Origin of the sequence: Streptomyces sp. NPDC050636, assembly GCF_040654775.1 — a bacterium.
Taxonomy (GTDB): domain Bacteria; phylum Actinomycetota; class Actinomycetes; order Streptomycetales; family Streptomycetaceae; genus Streptomyces.
In genome coordinates, this window is the sequence record NZ_JBFAIP010000006.1 from 110,907 (window position 1) to 127,419 (window position 16,513).

Here is a 16,513-nt window from a genome sequence, read left to right on the forward strand (position 1 = left end):
TGTCCGTCCGGCAGGTTATCGCCGCAGCACCGAGGTCCCTAAATCACAGATCACACTCCGGCGGTGATTACGGTCACAGATCTTTTGGCCATCATCCGAGCCGGTGCGCCGTCGGTTCGGAATCGACGCGCCATCGGCTTCCGCGCCGACGGGCCGCCGGTCGGCCCTTGGCCGGAATTCGACGGTGGCCGTGCCGGACCGTCGTGGCAGGTGTCACCCGGCGTGCGACGCACCCCCGGCGCACCTGCGTGCAGGCTGTCCTGAAAGCCCCCTTGACCCCCCAACTACCCGAGAAGCAGACTGCGTTGAGCACTTACGCATACATACGCATCAGGAGTCACAAGCTTCGGGCTTGATCCCGTGCAGGTCGGTCGGCAGATCGCTCCGCACCGGGTGCAGACGGGGGAACTTGATGGGTAGCGGGGGGATGCGCGACCGCGGGCAGGGGGCGGCCGTGGGCTCATCCGCACCTGCCACCCTTCTCCCCCCTTTCTCGATTTCTTGGTGTCCTCACATCGGTGCCTGAAGGGATTGGAGGGGGAATGCCGACACATACGACCTATCCCGGCGTCTATGTCGAAGAGCTTCCCAGCAGCATCCGCAGCATCACCACCGTCACGACATCCGTGACCGCGTTCGTCGGCCACACCCGGCGCGGCCCGCTCAATCAGCCCGTACGGATCACCAGCTTCGCCGACTTCGAGCGCCGCTTCGGCGGCCTGACCTCGCAGAGCCCGGTCGGCTACGCCGTCCACCAGTTCTTCGGCAACGGCGGCACCGTCGCCGTGATCGTCCGGGTCGCCAAGGCCGGCAGCGGCAAGGCCGCCTGCGTCACCCTGGAGTCCACCGAGGGCCACAGCCAGTGCCCCGTACTGGAGGTGCACGCCAAGGAGCCCGGCGCCTGGGGCTCGAACCTCCGGGTCGCCGTAGACCACGACACCCCCTGCCCTGACGACACCTTCAACCTCCAGGTCCTGGACTCCCACGGCACGGCCCGTGAGGCGTACTCCGGCCTGTCCATGGATCCCGGCCACGGCCGCTACGCCGAAACGGTGATCAACGCGGGCTCCTCGCTGATCCGTGTCTCGGTCGTCGGCGAGGGCCGGCCGGACCCGTCCGGCACCGTCTCCAAGGCGTTCCACCACGAACTCCCCGACCTGAACGTCGATCTGACCGTCAAGATCGGCGAGGTGGAGCGCGAGTTCACGCTCCACGACCCGGACTGCGACGGCGAGCCGCCGTGCAACGTCACCGAGCTGGCGCTGCTCCTGGAGCACAAGCTGCGCGCGCTCCCGGACGCCCCGGGCAAGCACGCCTTCGCCGGCGTCGAGGTCACCGCCTTCGGCCGCCGCATCCAGGTCGTCGCCGGGTCCACCGACCCCGACGACGTGGTCCGCTTCGTCGGCGAGTGCGCCAACGACCTGGGCCTTGAGGCCTCCGTCAACCCGCCGGTCTTCCCGCTCAGCGGCGGCGAGGACGGCGATCCGCCCGGCCCGCGCGACATCATCGGCAGCGAGTCCCGCAAGAGCGGCCTGCAGGCACTGCGCGACGTCGACGATGTCAACCTCCTCTCGCTGCCGGAGCTGGCCTCGTACGAGTCCACCGACGACATGATCACGGTGCTCTCGGCGGCCGAGCGGCTGTGCAAGGAGCGGCGGATCTTCCTGCTCGTCGACGCGCCCGCCGCCTGGGGCAGCGTGGACGCCGCCCGCGCCGGCATCGCCGCCTTCGACCCGGTCCGCGGCAACCACTCCGGCCTGTACTTCCCGCACCTCCAGCTCACCGACCCGCTCACCGGCCGGCTGCGCTCCTTCCCGCCGTCCGGTGCCGTCGCGGGGGTCATCGCCCGTACGGACAGCGAGCGCGGCGTGTGGAAGGCGCCGGCGGGCACCGAGGCGCGGCTGGCCGGGGTGCACTCCCTCACGGTCAAGCTCACCGACCGCGAGAACGGACTCCTCAACCCGCTGGGCATCAACTCCCTGCGCACCTTCCCGGTGGTCGGCCCGCTGGTCTGGGGCGCGCGCACCCTGGAGGGCGCGGACGCGCTCGACAGCGAGTGGAAGTACGTACCGGTGCGGCGGCTGGCACTCCATGTCGAGGAGAGCCTGCTGCGCGGGCTGCAGTGGGTCGTCTTCGAGCCCAACAACGAACAGCTCTGGCAGCAGATCCGTCTCAACGCCTCCGCCTATCTGCACTCCCTCTTCGAGAAGGGCGCCTTCAAGGGCGGCACGCCGCGCCAGGCGTACTTCGTCAAGTGCGACAAGGACACCACGACCGACGAGGACATCGAGCGCGGCATCGTCAACGTCGTGGTCGGCATCGCGCCGGTCAAGCCGGCGGAGTTCGTGATCGTCAAGATCCAGCAGATGGCCGGCCAGTTCGACGTCTAGGGACGCGAAGAAATTCAACGTCCAGGAGCGCGCAGGAAACGACGTGACCTCGGACGTGAACTCAGAGGACGTGAAGGAATCCGATGGCTGAGTTTCAGATAAATGCCCATCGCTTCGACCCGTACAAGAACTTCAAGTTCCTGGTCCTGTGGGACGGCCGTACGGTCGCGGGCGTCAGCAAGATCAGCCCGCTGAAGCGCACCACCGAGGTCGTCAAGCACCGGCACGGCGGCGACCCCAGCTCTCCCCGCAAGTCCCCGGGCCGCTCCGAGTTCGAGGGGATCACCCTGGAGCGCGGCGTCACCCACGACCCGGAGTTCGACCGCTGGGCCAACAAGGTCTGGCAGGTCGGCGCCGGCCTCGGCTCGGAGGTCTCGCTGGCCGACTTCCGCAAGGACCTCGTCATCCAGGTCCTCAACGAAGCCGGGCAGGTGGCCGTCTCCCACAAGATCTACCGGTCCTGGCCGAGCGAGTACCAGGTCCTGGGCGAGATGGACGCCAACGCCAACGCCGTCGCCATCCAGAGCCTGAAGCTGGAGTGCGAGGGCTGGGAGCGGGACTACGAGGTGCCCGAGCCGGAGGAGCCGTCGTTCACGCATCCGGCCTGAGCCGGCGTCGACGACGAGCCACCCCCGCACCGAAGCACCGGATGAGGTGAGGAATGGCGGTCACCGGGCCCGCTGAACTGCTGGCCACCTGGGAAGCAGGGCTGGCCCAGCAGGGCGGCGGCCGGGCCCTGTTGCTGCACCGGGCGGCCCGCCCCGGAGCCGGCACCGACGCACTGTTGTCGGTGCCGCTCGGGGAGCGGGCGGCCGATCTGTTCGCGCTGCGCCGGGCGCTGTTCGGCGACCGGATGCAGGTCAAGATCGACTGCGCGGACCCGGACTGCGGCGAGGCGATGGAGTTCGAGCTCGACGCGGCGGACATGGGCGCCCGGCCACGGCTGCCCGAGGGCGGTCTGCGGGTGGCGGAGGGCGACTGGGTGGTGCGGTTCCGGCTGCCCGGCCCCGCCGACCTCGCCGCGGTCGCATCCCGGGCCATCGACGCGGAGGACGCCCGGCGGCTGCTGGGCGCCCGCTGTGCGCTCTCGGCTCAGCGGGGCGGCCGGGCAGCGTCCGACGAGGAGCTCGCCCAGCTGCCCGAGCCGGTGCTCAAGCGCTTCGCCGAGGCGGCCGAGGAAGCCGATCCGGCCGCCGAGATGACGCTGAACATCGCCTGCCCGGAGTGCGGCGCGGCCACCCCGGCGGAGCTGGACATCGCCGCGTACCTGTGGACCGAACTCGACGCCTGGGCCCGCGATGTGCTCCTGGACGTCCATCTGCTCGCCTCGGCCTACGGCTGGAGCGAGCCCCAGATCCTGGCGCTGAGCCCGCTGCGGCGCCGCTACTACCTGGAGCTGTGCGCAGATGCCTGACGTGGCTGACTACTTCGACCGGCTGCTGGCGCGCCATGCGCCGGTGCCTGGGGGTGCCTTTCCCCACGCACCCGGCAGCGGCCGTACGGACGGGGCACGGCGCACACTCGTACAGCCCCGTCTGCCGGGCCCGTTCGAGCGCGTCGAAGCGCTGCGCGGCACGCCCGCGGAGGAGGACGCACCGGCGCCGCTGTATCCGCAGGCGCTCCGTACGTCTCCCTCGGAGGGCCAACAGGTCCGGTACGAGCGGGAGATCAGGACCACGGAACAGCAGACCGTCGTACGCACCGAGGCCCAACGGCTCGACTCCTCGCACCTCGTCGAACCGCCGGCCCAGCCCACGGCACCGCTGCTGCGGCCCGCGGCGGCGGTGGAACCCGGGCTGAGTCCCGCCGCGGCCGAAACCGTACGGCCGCAGCGGGTGCGGGCGTCCGGCGAGGACGGCTCGGCACGCCGGGCGGCAGCCGTACCGCCCCCGCCGGGCAGGAACGCCGCGTCCCTCGCTCCGGCCCCGGCGCTGCGGCCGCGTACCGACACGGTGCCGGCGGCCCGCAATGCCGCGCGGGTCACCGCCGCCGGGCGGCGCGGGCAGCGCAGTGTTGAGCGGGTGGTGCACGTGCAGATCGGACGTCTTGAGGTCAGCGCGGCCGGTGCGGGGCGGCCCGCGGCGGGGGCCCGTCCGGCGCGTACGGAGCGCCGGGCGCCGTCGCTGAGTCTCACGGACTATCTGGCGCGCGGGGAGAGGACGAGCTGACGGTGGCGCACAGGACGACGTGGCCGGCGCAGATTTCAGGGACTTCAGGGGGACGGACTTCATGAGCAACGCACTCGCCGTCGCGACGGTCACCCAGGCCCTTGCGCTGCTGATCGAGCACAATCTGCACCCCGAGATCGATATGGCCGTCTCGGTGGAGACCCGTAAGCCGCCGGCCGATCCGCCGACCGACCCGACCATCACGGTCTTCCTCTACCAGGTCACCCACAACCCCTCGATGCGCAACAACGACCTGGTCACCCGTGCCTCCGACGGCACGCTGCTCAAGCGGCCGGCCGCGGCGATCGATCTGCACTACGTGATCAGCGCATACGGCGAGGAGACGGAGCTGGTCGGGCAGCGGCTGATCGGGAGCGTCGTCCGTACGCTGCACGAAATCCCGGTGCTCCCCAAGGAGTTGATCGAGGAGGCCGCGCAACGTCCGTACCTGGAGGGCAGCGATCTCGCCGAGTCGCTCCAGAAGGTCCGCTTCACGCCGACCCAGATGGACGTCGACGAGACCTCCAAGCTCTGGGGCATGCTCCACAACACCCCGTACTCGCTCTCGGTCGTCTACCAGGCGTCGCTCGTACTGCTCGACGGCCACCAGAAGCCGGTCCCGGCGAAGCCGGTGCGCAAGCCGGAGGTCACGGTGCTGCCGTTCGGGGCACCGGGGGCGCCGGTGCCGGCGGGGGGTGCGGGGGCGCCTGGGGCCGCGGAGGTGCCGCCGATACCCGCGGTGCCGCCACGGCCGGTGGGGGTGCCCGAGGCCGGGCGGACTTCTGGGGCGGTTGAGGCATCGCAGTCGGCGGAACCGGCAGGTGCTGGTGCGGACGTTGCGGGGAAGGCGGGGGGCCGGAAGCCGGAAGGCGGGACGGCGGCCGCGGGCGCCAGGACGGAGGGCGCCAAGGGGGACGGGGCCAAGGGTGACAGGGCCAAGAGCGAAGGCGCCGACGCCGCAGGGAGCGAGACCGGGAGCGGGGCACGGTCCGGGCGTACGCGCGGAGCGTCGACGCGGGCGGCGCGCAAGGCCGCGGCCGGTGTCGGGGGCGGCCGGGCCGCCAAGAAGGCGGCGGCCAAACGGGAGACGCCGGTCAAGCGGGAGCCATCCGCCAGGCGGGAATCGCCCTCCACGAACACGGACTCCGGACCCGATGCTGCCTCCGGCCCATCCGCCGGCTCCGACTCCGTTGCCGGCAAGGAGGACTGAGCCGGGTGAACGCCTTCACGGGGGACGAGCGGACGGCGGACGGCCAGGCACTGACGGCCGCGCTGGCGGCCGTCCTCACACGCCTCGACGCCCACGCCGCCCGGGCAACCCGTACGCCTGACCAGACCACCGACGAGTCAGCTGACCAGTCAGCTGACCAGCCCGCCGCCGACGGCTCGCCCCCCACCCTCGAAACCCTCATCTCCTGCTTCGGCCTGAGTGACTTCGAGCGGGACATCGTGCTGCTCACCGCCGCGGCCGAGCTGGACCCCACCACCGCGTCCCGGTGTGCCGCCGCGAGTGGCGACCCGGAGCGGGCGTACCCCAGCTTCTCCCTCGCGCTGGCCGCCCTCGGCGACCCGCACTGGAGCGCGCTCACCCCCGTCGCCCCGCTGCGCCGCTGGCGGCTGATCGACCTGGACGACGAGACCCGCCTCACCACCACCCGTCTCTGGCTGGACGAACGGATCCTGCACTTCCTGGTCGGCTCGCCGTACCTGGACGCCAAGCTGCACGGGCTGCTGCGCCGCACCACCGCCCCCGGCACGCTTCCCCCGGCCTACGACCTGGCCGCCGACCGGGTCGCCGCCGGCTGGGCGGGCTCCGGACCGGACGCGCCGCTCCGCGTCGAGCTGGTCGGCGGCGACCTGCGCAGCCGCGCCGACATCGCCGCCACCGCCGCCCGCCGCTCGGGCCTGGGCCTGTACTCGATGGCCGCCGACGACATACCGACCGACGCCGCCGAGCGGGACCGGCTGGCCCGCCTGTGGCAGCGCGAGGCGATCCTGCTCCCCGCCGCGCTCCTCGTCGAGGTCGGCGAGATGGACCGCGACCAGCGCGCCGCGGCGGACGCCTTCATCACGGGCGCCGCCGTGCCCCTCGTCGTCTCCAGCCCGGACGCGAGGCAGACCGCCCAGCCGCGCGGCGAGCGGGTCACCGTACCGAAACTCTCCGACGAGGAGCAGCTCGGCCTGTGGACGGACGCGTTCGCCGACGTACCCGAGGTGACTGCCCCCCAGCTCCAGTCCCTGGTGGCCCAGTTCCAACTCCCGCCCCACGTCGTACGGGCAGCGGCCGCCACCGTACGCCGCGACCTTCCCACCTCCTCCCCAACCCTGGACGCCGCCGAACTGGCCTGGCAGGCCGGCCTGACCGAGGCCCGGATGGGCCTGGACGAGCTGGGCCGCCGGATCGAACCGCGGGCCGGCTGGCGGGACCTCGTCCTCGCCGACCGGCAGCTGCGCATCCTCCAGGAGATCGTCGCCCACGTACGGCAGCGCAGCACCGTCTACCAGGACTGGGGCTTCGCGAAGGCGCTCCGCAGCGGCCTGGGCGTCACCGCCCTCTTCGCGGGCGGCTCCGGCACCGGCAAAACCCTGGCCGCCGAAGTCATGGCCGAGGAACTGGGCCTCGACCTCTTCATCATCGATCTCTCCCAGGTCGTCAGCAAATACATCGGCGAGACCGAGAAGAACCTGAGCAGGGTCTTCGACGCGGCGGAGCGGGGCGGGGCGCTGCTCCTCTTCGACGAGGCGGACGCGCTCTTCGGCAAGCGCAGCGAGGTCAAGGACAGCCACGACCGCTACGCCAACCTGGAGGTCAGCTACCTCCTGATGCGGATGGAGGCGTACCGGGGCCTGGCCGTCCTGACCACCAACATGAAGAAGGCCCTGGACTCGGCCTTCATGCGCCGTATCCGCTTCGTCGTCGACTTCCCGTTCCCGGGAGAGAAGGAGCGCGCGGAAATCTGGAGCCGCGTCCTCCCCTCCCAGGCTCCCATGAAGGGCATCGATCCGGCCCTTCTCGCCCAACTCACCGTCGCCGGCGGATCGATCCGCAACATCGCCCTCTCCGGGGCCTTCCTCGCCGCCGAGGAGGGCGACCATCTCCAGATGCGCCACATGCTGGCGGCGGCTCGTACCGAATACCTGAAACTGGAACGCTCCTTGACGCCGTCGGAGGTCCAAGGATGGGTCTGAGCGAGAGCAACGGACAGCCGGCCGGGGCCGCGCCCTCGTCTCCTACGGGGTTCCGTATCGACATCGGTGAACTGGTCCTGGACGGTTTCGACGCCCGGGTCGATCCGGACCGCGTATCGGCCGCGTTCCAGACCGAGTTGACCAGGCTCGTCCGCGAGCGCGGGGTACCGCTGGCGGCGGACGGTACGACGGATGTGGCGCTGGACGGGCTGTCCGGCCTCCCGCCCCTCCCCTCCACCACCCACCCCGTACGGCTGGGCGAAGCACTGGCCCGTGCCGTACACGCGGGACTCGCGGGACGGGGTGATGCTCGATGAGTACGGCACAGTCCTCGACGCAGGACACCCAGTCGGCCGCCAAGGACAAGCGCCGCAAGCGCAAGGAACGTTCCGCCAAGTCCCGCGCCCCGGAACCGAAGGACATCGTCAGCGGCGCGGGCCAGCCGCTCGACCTCAGCGTCCGGCGCGAACTCGAAGAACAACTCGGCCACGACTTCAGCCAGGTCCGCCTGCACACCGACCGCGACTCCGGGCAGCTGGCGGAGATGATGGGCGCGGACGCCTTCGCCGTCGGCCAGGACATCTTCTTCCGCGAGGGCACCTACCGGCCGGGGACCGCTGACGGCCAGCGGCTGCTGGCCCACGAGCTGCTCCACACCGTCCAGAACCCGCACGGCCTGGGCGCCCTGCGGGCGGGCCGCGACCTGGGCTCGGTGAGCCTGCCGCAGGAGTCGGCCGAGCGGGAGGCGGAGTCGGCGGCGCAGGCTTCGGTGCTGGGCGCGCTGCGGGATTCCGTACGGGAGGAGCTCGCGGCGGAGGTCGAGCCGGGCCAGGCCACGCCGGGCTGGCTGCGGTACGCCACGGTCCACGCCGACCGCGCCCGTATGGAGAAGGTGGACCCCGCGACGCTGGTGGACCGCCTCGCCAATGGCGTACTCCGCTCGCTGCGCGGCGACCCGCAGGACCTTTCGGGCCGTGTGCGGCTGCAACTGGCGGGGATGGCGCCGCAGGTGCAGGAGAGCGTGCTGGACCGGCTGACGGTGCGGCTGCTCTCGCCCGAGGTCGACCGGCTGCTGGAGTTGGTCGAGGAGGTGGAGGCGGGCCCGCTGCCGCTGTCGGCGGCCACGGCGCCTGAGCCGGTCCCCGACGCGGTCGAGGTCATCGGGCAGGAGCGGACGCAGGAGGCGGCTGCCGCGCGCGACAAGCGCGAGAAGGACGAGAAGGAGCGCGACGGCCGACGGAAGCGGGCGCAGCAGCGCAAGGACGCGGACCCGGCGGGCGACGGCGGCGAGGAGCTGGGCGGTCGGCCGGCGGCCGGGGGCGGCGCGAAGGCCCCTGCGGCGGCCGCGCCGTCGGGCTCCGGGCAGTCGGCCGCGCAGGACGAGGCGGCGGCCGGCGCCCGGCAGAAGGAGCAGGCGGAGGCCAAGGAGCAGGACAAGGGCGCCGCCGGACAGGCCGAACAGAAGGACAAGGAGAGCGCGGCCGACGGCAAGGGGGAGGACTCCCCGGAGCAGTCGGAGGACCAGGCCGCTGAGCAGGAGGGGCAGGGCGCCGACGGGGAGCGTGCGGAGGAAGCCGCCGAGGAGGGCGCCACCGAGCCCGCAGCCGTGGACAAGAGCGCGGCGGAACCCGGCGAGAAGGACCGTAAGGGCGACGACCGGGACGAGCAGCGCCGCGCCGGGGATCCCGAGAACGAAGAGGACGCCGACGACGAGCCGTTGGGACTCGAAGAGGAGTCGGCGGACCTCGACGAGGACGACGAGGAGGGCGCCGACGAGGACGATCTGGACACGGAGGCCGCAGGAGACGACGAGGACGACTCGGATGACGAGGGCGGCCCGTCCGGGGACGACCTCGACAACTCCACCCCGTCGGCCGCGAAGCAGAAGAACGCCAAGGACGGGGGCCGGCAGCACGAGAGCAGCGACGGCGCTCCCGGTGTGATCGACTCCCCCGCCACCGAAGACTCGGCGGCCACGGCGCTGCGGGATGCGGAGGGCGGCACTGGCGGGGGCGCGCGCTCCCCCGAGGAGGAGAACGCGTCGGCGGACCGGCTCGGCCAGGACCTCCAGACCGACAAGTCGATCGAGCAGGAGATCGGCCCCGAGCCGGATGAGAAGGCCGAGGAGACGACCGGCGAGGAGCCCGGCGAGCGGGGCTCCGGCCCGGCGGACCCCGATGACGCCGAAGCGGAACGGGAGCAGGCCGAGGAGCGCAAGGAGGACGCCGCGGCGAAAGGGCGGGACGACGCGGCTCGTACTGCCACCGAGGGCACGGGCGGGCCGGGGTCCGCGGCCGGCGATTCGGCCGCGCCCGGGAAGCTGTCGAAGGCGGATGAGGACGCGCGGAAGCAGTCGACCGGTTCGGCTTCGCAGGCGTCGTCCTCGTCTTCGTCCTCGTCTTCGTCCTCGGAGCCGGGTTCGGATGCGGCCTCGGGTTCCAGGGACGGGAAGAGCACGGAGGGCTCCGGGGACAAGGACACGAAGTCCTCCGGCGGGAGCGGCGAGAAGTCCTCCAGTACGGACGGCGGAAGCGGTACGGGTAACGGAAGCGGTACGGGTAACGGCACCGGATCCGGTGCGGGCACCGGCGCGGCCTCCGGCACGGACAAGGCAGCCGACGGCACCTCCGCCTCGGGCGGGAGCAAGCAGGCCAAGGACGACACCGCGGCCAAGGAGAGCACCGACGCGAAGAGCGGCGCCGACGGCAAGGACGCCGACGCGGCACCGGCCGCCGGTGAGCCCCAGGGCGACGCCCGGAGCAAGGAGGTCACCGAAGGGAAGGGGCCGGCGACCACGCCGGGCTCGGGGACCGACCCGGATGCGGCGTCCGCGCCCGGTCCCGCGGCCGCGCCCAGGCTCTCTTCTGGCAGCGGAACGGCCCCCCACGCGGCCGCCGCGGCGGTCAAGGACAGCGGCGACCGGCCCGAGGCGTCCGCGAAGCCCGCGCCGGGCAAGCCCCCCGCGCGGCCGAAGGCCGGGGCCACGCCCAAGCAGCGGCAGGCGGCCAGGCAGGCGGCACAGCACGTCCGGCGCGGCTCGGGCGGCGGCGGTGGCGGACGTACGGCTCCCGCGCCCGCACGGGGCGGTCGCGGCGGTGGTGGCGGTGCCGCGTCCGCTCCGGCGAAGCCCAAGAAGGAAGCCCCGCCGCCCGACGTCTCCAAGAGCACGCCCGAAGCGGGGCTCGCGACGGTTTCCAGGCTCAAGCCGTACCAGATGCTGGAGACGTTCAAGGGCGTCAACGGGGCCGTGGACAACTCGGTCGGCAAGGAGCGGGCGGCGCTGCGCAAGGCGCCGCCGAAGATGGAGCGCCCGATCGGCTCGCCCCGTACGGTGCCGGGCGGGCCGAAGGCCGCCGCGGCGGGGACGTACACCAAGGCCAAGGTCTCCCGTACCGACGCGCCCAAGGGCAAGACGGAGGAGATCACCGGCGAGCAGCGGCCGGAGGGCGAGACGCCGGGCGCCGATGTGCCGGAGCCGAGCTGGTGGGACATCCTGCTGACCCTCAGCGCGGCGATTCTCAAGAAGATCTTCCCGTTCGACGACCTGATCGACTCGATCATGGGTCTGAAGACCACGGACGAGGGCCTGAAGGGCAACCGGGTGGGCAACGCCCCCGGCCTGCCGCTCCAGGACGACTCCGATCCGCAGCGCACGGAAGAGCAGTCGCAGAAGCTCGACGAGCGGAAGGACGAGCTGCACCGGTCCGGTCGCGAGGACGCGGCCAAGCCCATGGGCGAGGACCAGATCTATCCGGACGCCCCCCACGAGACCCTGACCGCCAAGGTTCCCGGCGGGAAGAAGGGCGGCGCCGGGAAGAAGGGCGGCGGAGGGTCCAAGGGCGGCAAGGGCGGTGTGCCCGTCGAGTCCGCGTCCGCCGTGGCCGAGCACGACCGTGGCCCGCAGATCCAGGCGGGCTTCTCCAAGGGCCGGCAGCAGATGACGAAGGAGCGCCGGGCCAAGGACGACAAGGCGAAGTCCGACAAGCAGAGGCACGACAGGGACCTGAAGCGCGAGGTCGACGCCAGCACGAACAAGCAGGCACGCGAGCGCAAGACGGGCCAGGACGAGGTCGCCGAGTCCCGCGACAAATGGCGCAAGGAGCAGGACGACAAGGTCGCGGAGATCGACGGCAAGAAGAGCAAGAAGCACACAAAGGTCCGCCAGGACATCGACAAGGCGCAGAAGGAGACCGACGACAAGGCGGACAGGCGGACCGAAGAAGACAACAACAAGATCGACAACGAGCACACCAACGCGCACAGCGGCGCGGAGAAGAAGAAGGAGGAGAAGAAGAAGGAGGCCGAGAAGGGGGACGGCGGGTTCCTCGACCAGCTCAAGCAGTGGTGGGAGGGCCTCAAGAAAGACATCAAGAGGCTCTTCGACTTGGCACGCGAGGCCGTCACCAAGCTCATCGACAAGTTCAAAGAAGAAGTCTTCAAGCTCATCGACAAGGCGCGCAACTGGGTCGTCGACCAGATCAACGACTTCGCCGACGCGCTGATCGAGATCGGCGACGACCTGCTCGCCGGATACCCGGCGATGCAGGACAAGTGGCGCAACACCATCAACGCCGGCCGCGACTACGCGGTGAAGAAGGTCAACGAGGCCGCGGACGCGCTCAAGGAGGTCGCGGGCAAGCTCATCGACGGACTGGGCGGAGCGCTCCTCGCCGGCTTGGACGCGATGGAGAGCGGGCTGAACGCGGCGGTCGAAGTCGCGGAGAACGTCACGGTCGCGGCAGTGGAGTTCGGTAAGGGCGTGGTCGAGGGGCTCGGCGAATGGGCCGCCATCTTCAACGACATCGTCTCCGACCCCGGTGGGTGGCTCAGCAAGGCCGGCTCCGCGGCGCGTACCGGCGCCAAGGAGTACCTCTTCGAAGAGGTCACCTCAGCCGTCAAGAAGTGGTTCAACAACAAGGTCCAGGAAATCACCGGGCTTTCGCCGGAGGATTTCCAGGCGCTCATCGACGGCAACGTCACCGCCGAAGAGATGGGCAAGATGGCCTGGGACGCCGCCCTCCCCCAACTTCCGCTCATCATCGGTGAACTGGTCATCGAGAAGGTCGTCGCCAAGCTGATCCCCGGGGCCGGCTGGGTCATGGCGATCATCGACGCCCTCAAGACCGCCTGGGACACGCTCAGCGAGATCCTGGCCGCCTTCGGCCTCTTCATGGACTTCCTGAAGGCGGTCAAGAGCGGAAACGCAGCGCGGCCCTTCGCCAAGGCGGTCGCGGCCGGCGTGGTGGCCCTCCTGGAACTGATCTACCAGGCCCTCATCGACGGCGTCCAGAAATTCATGGGCAAGGTGACCAGCAAGCTCGGCGAGATGCTCAAGAACATCCGCGGCAAGCGGCGGCCGGGCGGGGACGGTGGCCCCGACGAGCCCGGCGCGCCCCGCAAGCCCGGCCACCACGACAAGCCGGGCCAGGCCGACCGCCCCGCGAACGCCAACCGACCCGGCCCGACGGCCGACAAGCCCGGCCCCACCGACAAGCCCAACCAACGACCGGTCCCGCGCAAGCCCTCCCCGGACAAGACCTCCCGCCCGGACGACGGCCCCCGCCCCACCAAACGCCCCTCCCCCGAAAAGAAGCCCCGCCCGGAACACCACTCCAAGCCCAAGTCCAAGAAGAAGCCCGACGAACACGAACGCCGCGAGGACGGCCGCGAGGTCAACGCGGCCCGCCGCCGGGCCCGCGACGCACAGCGCAAACAACACGACGACGACAAGCCCAACCTCACCAAGCGCCGCGGCCCGGCCCGCGACACCCTCCGCAAGAAGGACCGCGCCGACAAGAAGCGCGACGAGGACAAGACCAAGTCCCCGCTCCGCAAGAACAAGAAGCAGGACACCAAGGGCCACAACAAGGACCGCGACCGGGACAAGGACGGCAAGAAGAAGGTCAGCACCAAGAAGCCGCGCCGCAAGCCCGAGTCCCGCACCCGCCGCAAACTCCGCCGCGCCCGCCAAACCATCAAGTCGGCTATGTCCAGGGCCCGCCGCGCCGCCCGCCGCCTCTCCGGCAAAGGCCGCAAGCTGCGCCGCAAACTCAACAACCGCACCCATCGCCTGAGGAACCAGTGGAGGCGGCAGCGGGATCGGATGCGGCGCAATCACCAACGAAAGCGTGACCGCCAGCGGGAGAGAGACCGACAGCAAGAGCCCACTCGCCAGTACGACATGCCAGATGCTCAGTTCCGCACCGAGAGCGGAGAGCCACACAGGCTCATGTACCGCGGGCGCGGAAGGAGCGCTGACCTTGAGGTGCACAGCACGCCCCAAGGCATAAAAGGCTACCTCGACGCTTGGAATGACGAGATTGGCCCGATCCGGAATACCCCGGAGGGAGAAGATCAAGCCGCAGCACACCAAGAGGCAGAAGCCGCACAGGATCGAGTTGAGGACCTGCAGAAAAGGCTACCGCCGCAGGGAACAAGGTACGCGGCACGAAGCGCCAAGAAGGCCTACAACGCCCTCGATGCCCAGCTCGATCTGCTGGCCAGGAAGCTCGCGCTACGGGATGTCGGAGACGATGAGAATACCGCACCGCTGCTACCGATGATCATTCCTGACTTCGTGGACGGAAAGCGCGCAAGTGGGTTCCTGGCCACAGGGATCAATGAAACCGTACCGAAAGGACAAAAGGCCCCGCGGGCGGCGGACGGAAATCCGCTCGGCTGGGAGAAAGATCCAGCGAAAACGCGATGGCCACGCCCTAAAACAAACTCCCCATGGGTACGCATGCACCTCCTCACGGAGGACATGGCCGGCCCTGCCAGGGGGACAAACCTTGTGCCTGCACCAGGGGACGTAAACACCAGATTCTATTATCGAATAGAGAAGGATGCCGCCGACGCGGTAAAGGTGAGCAAATCTGAGCGCATGATCTGGTACAGGGTCGACGTAAACTTCCACTCTGACGACATGACGCACCCACATTACCCCTATCCCAAGTCCATTGGCATGAAATGGGGCGGCTACAAGCTAAGAAATAGGACATGGACCAAGAAGCCGCCGCGCCCAAGCCAGATGTACGAGCGTGACAACATCGAGGTACTGGGGAGCAACCCAACCAAGTTTAACATCAATAGCCGAAGTGCGGAGAAAATCCAGAGCGAATTTCGCGTTGGAAAGAAATTCGCAGAAACCGTCGTTTCGGAGTCGCCGTTCCGCGACTTCAATTCCTTCAAGCTGAGAATGACGGACTACAACTCTCGCAACCCTGGAGCAATTCCCAACTTTGTCCAGGAGCTCCAGAAGGTGGAAGTCGACAAGAACAAGCTTCGCTACAACTAGCAAGGGGGATCCATGGCCAAGCTGAGCGCGTACGAATTGCGCTATCTCGCCATGCTCGATGAGCTCAAGAAGGCACCAGAGGTCACAGTCTACGAGGAAGAGAGGGGCCCACTCGAGACTCTTGTAGGGGACGCCTCGACCGCGTTCAAGAAGATCGCTGAATGGGAAGGGATCTCTCTTGATCCGGCACTCCAGCGCTGCTTCATTCGCTTCGAGGGACTTTCTAGCCACTGGGGCATTGAACTCGCTGGCATGCATTTGAGGGGGGAGTTCTCGATCCGTCATATCGCTGCCGCAATGCTTAGCGTCGGCGTGGACCTTGCCACGGAAGATACCCCGGAGGAGGACCGCCTGGCCTTCTCGGAGCTGCGCGTTTTCGACGAGCATCTGCAAGGGGGCGGCGGCAGTCTGGCAGGCCTGAGAATTCAGCCTGGCATGACGTCACCCGAGGTGTGGTATTACGAGGGGACTCACTCCATCTTCAAGTTGGATTTGGATTACGCCGAGTACCTTGACACACTTCTCGTCACCAAGGGCACCTACGGCTGGCAGTATCTCTTCGCCGCAGACTCCACGCAGGACAACGATTTCCAGGATGCTGCAGAAAACATGCAGAATATGCTGAGCGTATTCCCGAACATCTTCCCCGAGCACGACTATGAGCCTCTTCAAGAGCGACTTACGCAACGGCTCCGATAGGTAGCAGAGATGTCCGCATGGACAATTTGCTCCGAGACGAACCAGGAAGGCGATGGCCCCTGTGACCCGCTACGCCGACATACCCAAGCCCATCCGCTCCGGCATCGTCATCGTCGATCCCGATCTGGGGACGCCTCAGCGCATTATCGTGCTGCAGTTCAACCCTGACACGTTGGAGCGGTCCGTGGCGCCCCAAGCCGCCGGAGGTGAGGGAGACGGCGGCGGAGGTGGGAGTGGTGGCGACAGGAACGAGGCGCTGAGACTCAAAGGGCCGGCCCAGGAGACGTGGAAGTTCACTGCGGAGATCGACGCGACCGACCAGCTCGACGTAGCCGCGCCCGACGGGATTCATCCGCAACTGGCCGTGCTGGAAATGCTGGTGCAGCCGACGACCGCGCAGCTCAGGGCCGCTTCTCACCTCAGCAAAAAGGGCACCATCGAGATCAGCCCCATCGAAATGCCGCTCACGCTCTTTACCTGGGGAAGCAAGCGCGTCATGCCCGTCCGGCTCACCGAGTTGTCAATCAATGAGTCGGCCTTCGATGTCAATCTCAACCCGATCAGAGCCTCGCTCAGTATCGGGATGAAGATTTTGACGGTGAGTGACCTGCCGGCGGGGCATCGGGGGGCGGAGTTGTATCTGGCTCACCTGGCGCAGAAGGAGCAGTTGGCGCGGGCCGCGCGGGGTGGGAGTTTTGCGGCGCTTGGGCTTGGTGGGAGGGGGATCTGAGGGTGATCGAGCCGTATGAGCGGGCTTTGGATGACGTGCC

10 protein-coding genes are annotated in these 16,513 nt (G+C 69.4%); all 10 read left to right on the forward strand.

Features of this window, described 5'->3' with window-relative positions:
• The first annotated feature begins 542 nt into the window (after nt 1–542).
• Complete coding sequence (locus AB0I10_RS09050) at nt 543–2,390, forward strand: phage tail sheath C-terminal domain-containing protein (RefSeq protein WP_363151678.1); 1,848 nt, start codon at nt 543–545, stop codon at nt 2,388–2,390.
• A gap of 83 nt (nt 2,391–2,473) precedes the next feature.
• Nucleotides 2,474–2,998 carry a phage tail protein gene (locus AB0I10_RS09055; RefSeq protein ID WP_363151679.1) on the forward strand — a complete coding sequence of 175 codons (525 nt, stop codon included), beginning with the start codon at nt 2,474–2,476 and terminating at the stop codon, nt 2,996–2,998.
• A 53-nt stretch (nt 2,999–3,051) separates the two neighbouring features.
• Entirely contained in the window at nt 3,052–3,804 is a 753-nt protein-coding gene (locus AB0I10_RS09060; RefSeq protein WP_363151680.1) for a hypothetical protein, read from the forward strand.
• Entirely contained in the window at nt 3,797–4,558 is a 762-nt protein-coding gene (locus AB0I10_RS09065) for a hypothetical protein (protein ID WP_363151681.1), read from the forward strand. The genes AB0I10_RS09060 and AB0I10_RS09065 overlap by 8 nt, the downstream gene beginning before the upstream one ends.
• A gap of 61 nt (nt 4,559–4,619) precedes the next feature.
• Nucleotides 4,620–5,768, forward strand: a complete 1,149-nt coding sequence (locus AB0I10_RS09070) for a DUF4255 domain-containing protein (protein WP_363151682.1) — start codon at nt 4,620–4,622, stop codon at nt 5,766–5,768.
• A 5-nt stretch (nt 5,769–5,773) separates the two neighbouring features.
• Nucleotides 5,774–7,747, forward strand: coding sequence for an ATP-binding protein (locus tag AB0I10_RS09075; protein ID WP_363151683.1), 1,974 nt, complete (start codon nt 5,774–5,776; stop codon nt 7,745–7,747).
• Nucleotides 7,738–8,064 carry a hypothetical protein gene (locus tag AB0I10_RS09080; protein ID WP_363151684.1) on the forward strand — a complete coding sequence of 109 codons (327 nt, stop codon included), beginning with the start codon at nt 7,738–7,740 and terminating at the stop codon, nt 8,062–8,064. The genes AB0I10_RS09075 and AB0I10_RS09080 overlap by 10 nt, the downstream gene beginning before the upstream one ends.
• Entirely contained in the window at nt 8,061–15,044 is a 6,984-nt protein-coding gene (locus tag AB0I10_RS09085) for a DUF4157 domain-containing protein (protein ID WP_363151685.1), read from the forward strand. The genes AB0I10_RS09080 and AB0I10_RS09085 overlap by 4 nt, the downstream gene beginning before the upstream one ends.
• 12 nt (nt 15,045–15,056) lie before the next feature.
• On the forward strand, nt 15,057–15,743 hold the full coding sequence (locus tag AB0I10_RS09090; protein ID WP_363151686.1) for a hypothetical protein: 687 nt from the start codon (nt 15,057–15,059) through the stop codon (nt 15,741–15,743).
• Between the two features lie 61 nt (nt 15,744–15,804).
• Nucleotides 15,805–16,473: a hypothetical protein gene (locus AB0I10_RS09095; RefSeq protein ID WP_363151687.1), complete on the forward strand. Its 669-nt coding sequence runs from the start codon at nt 15,805–15,807 to the stop codon at nt 16,471–16,473.
• The last annotated feature ends 40 nt before the right edge of the window (nt 16,474–16,513 follow it).

What these genes read in the sequence shown, in the direction of transcription:
- AB0I10_RS09050 (WP_363151678.1), top strand. Translation starts at nt 543, where the DNA reads ATGCCGACACATACGACCTATCCCGGCGTCTATGTCGAAGAGCTTCCC.
- AB0I10_RS09060 (WP_363151680.1), top strand. Translation starts at nt 3,052, where the DNA reads ATGGCGGTCACCGGGCCCGCTGAACTGCTGGCCACCTGGGAAGCAGGG.
- AB0I10_RS09085 (WP_363151685.1), top strand. Translation starts at nt 8,061, where the DNA reads ATGAGTACGGCACAGTCCTCGACGCAGGACACCCAGTCGGCCGCCAAG.
- AB0I10_RS09070 (WP_363151682.1), top strand. Translation starts at nt 4,620, where the DNA reads ATGAGCAACGCACTCGCCGTCGCGACGGTCACCCAGGCCCTTGCGCTG.
- AB0I10_RS09055 (WP_363151679.1), top strand. Translation starts at nt 2,474, where the DNA reads ATGGCTGAGTTTCAGATAAATGCCCATCGCTTCGACCCGTACAAGAAC.
- AB0I10_RS09080 (WP_363151684.1), top strand. Translation starts at nt 7,738, where the DNA reads ATGGGTCTGAGCGAGAGCAACGGACAGCCGGCCGGGGCCGCGCCCTCG.
- AB0I10_RS09065 (WP_363151681.1), top strand. Translation starts at nt 3,797, where the DNA reads ATGCCTGACGTGGCTGACTACTTCGACCGGCTGCTGGCGCGCCATGCG.
- AB0I10_RS09090 (WP_363151686.1), top strand. Translation starts at nt 15,057, where the DNA reads ATGGCCAAGCTGAGCGCGTACGAATTGCGCTATCTCGCCATGCTCGAT.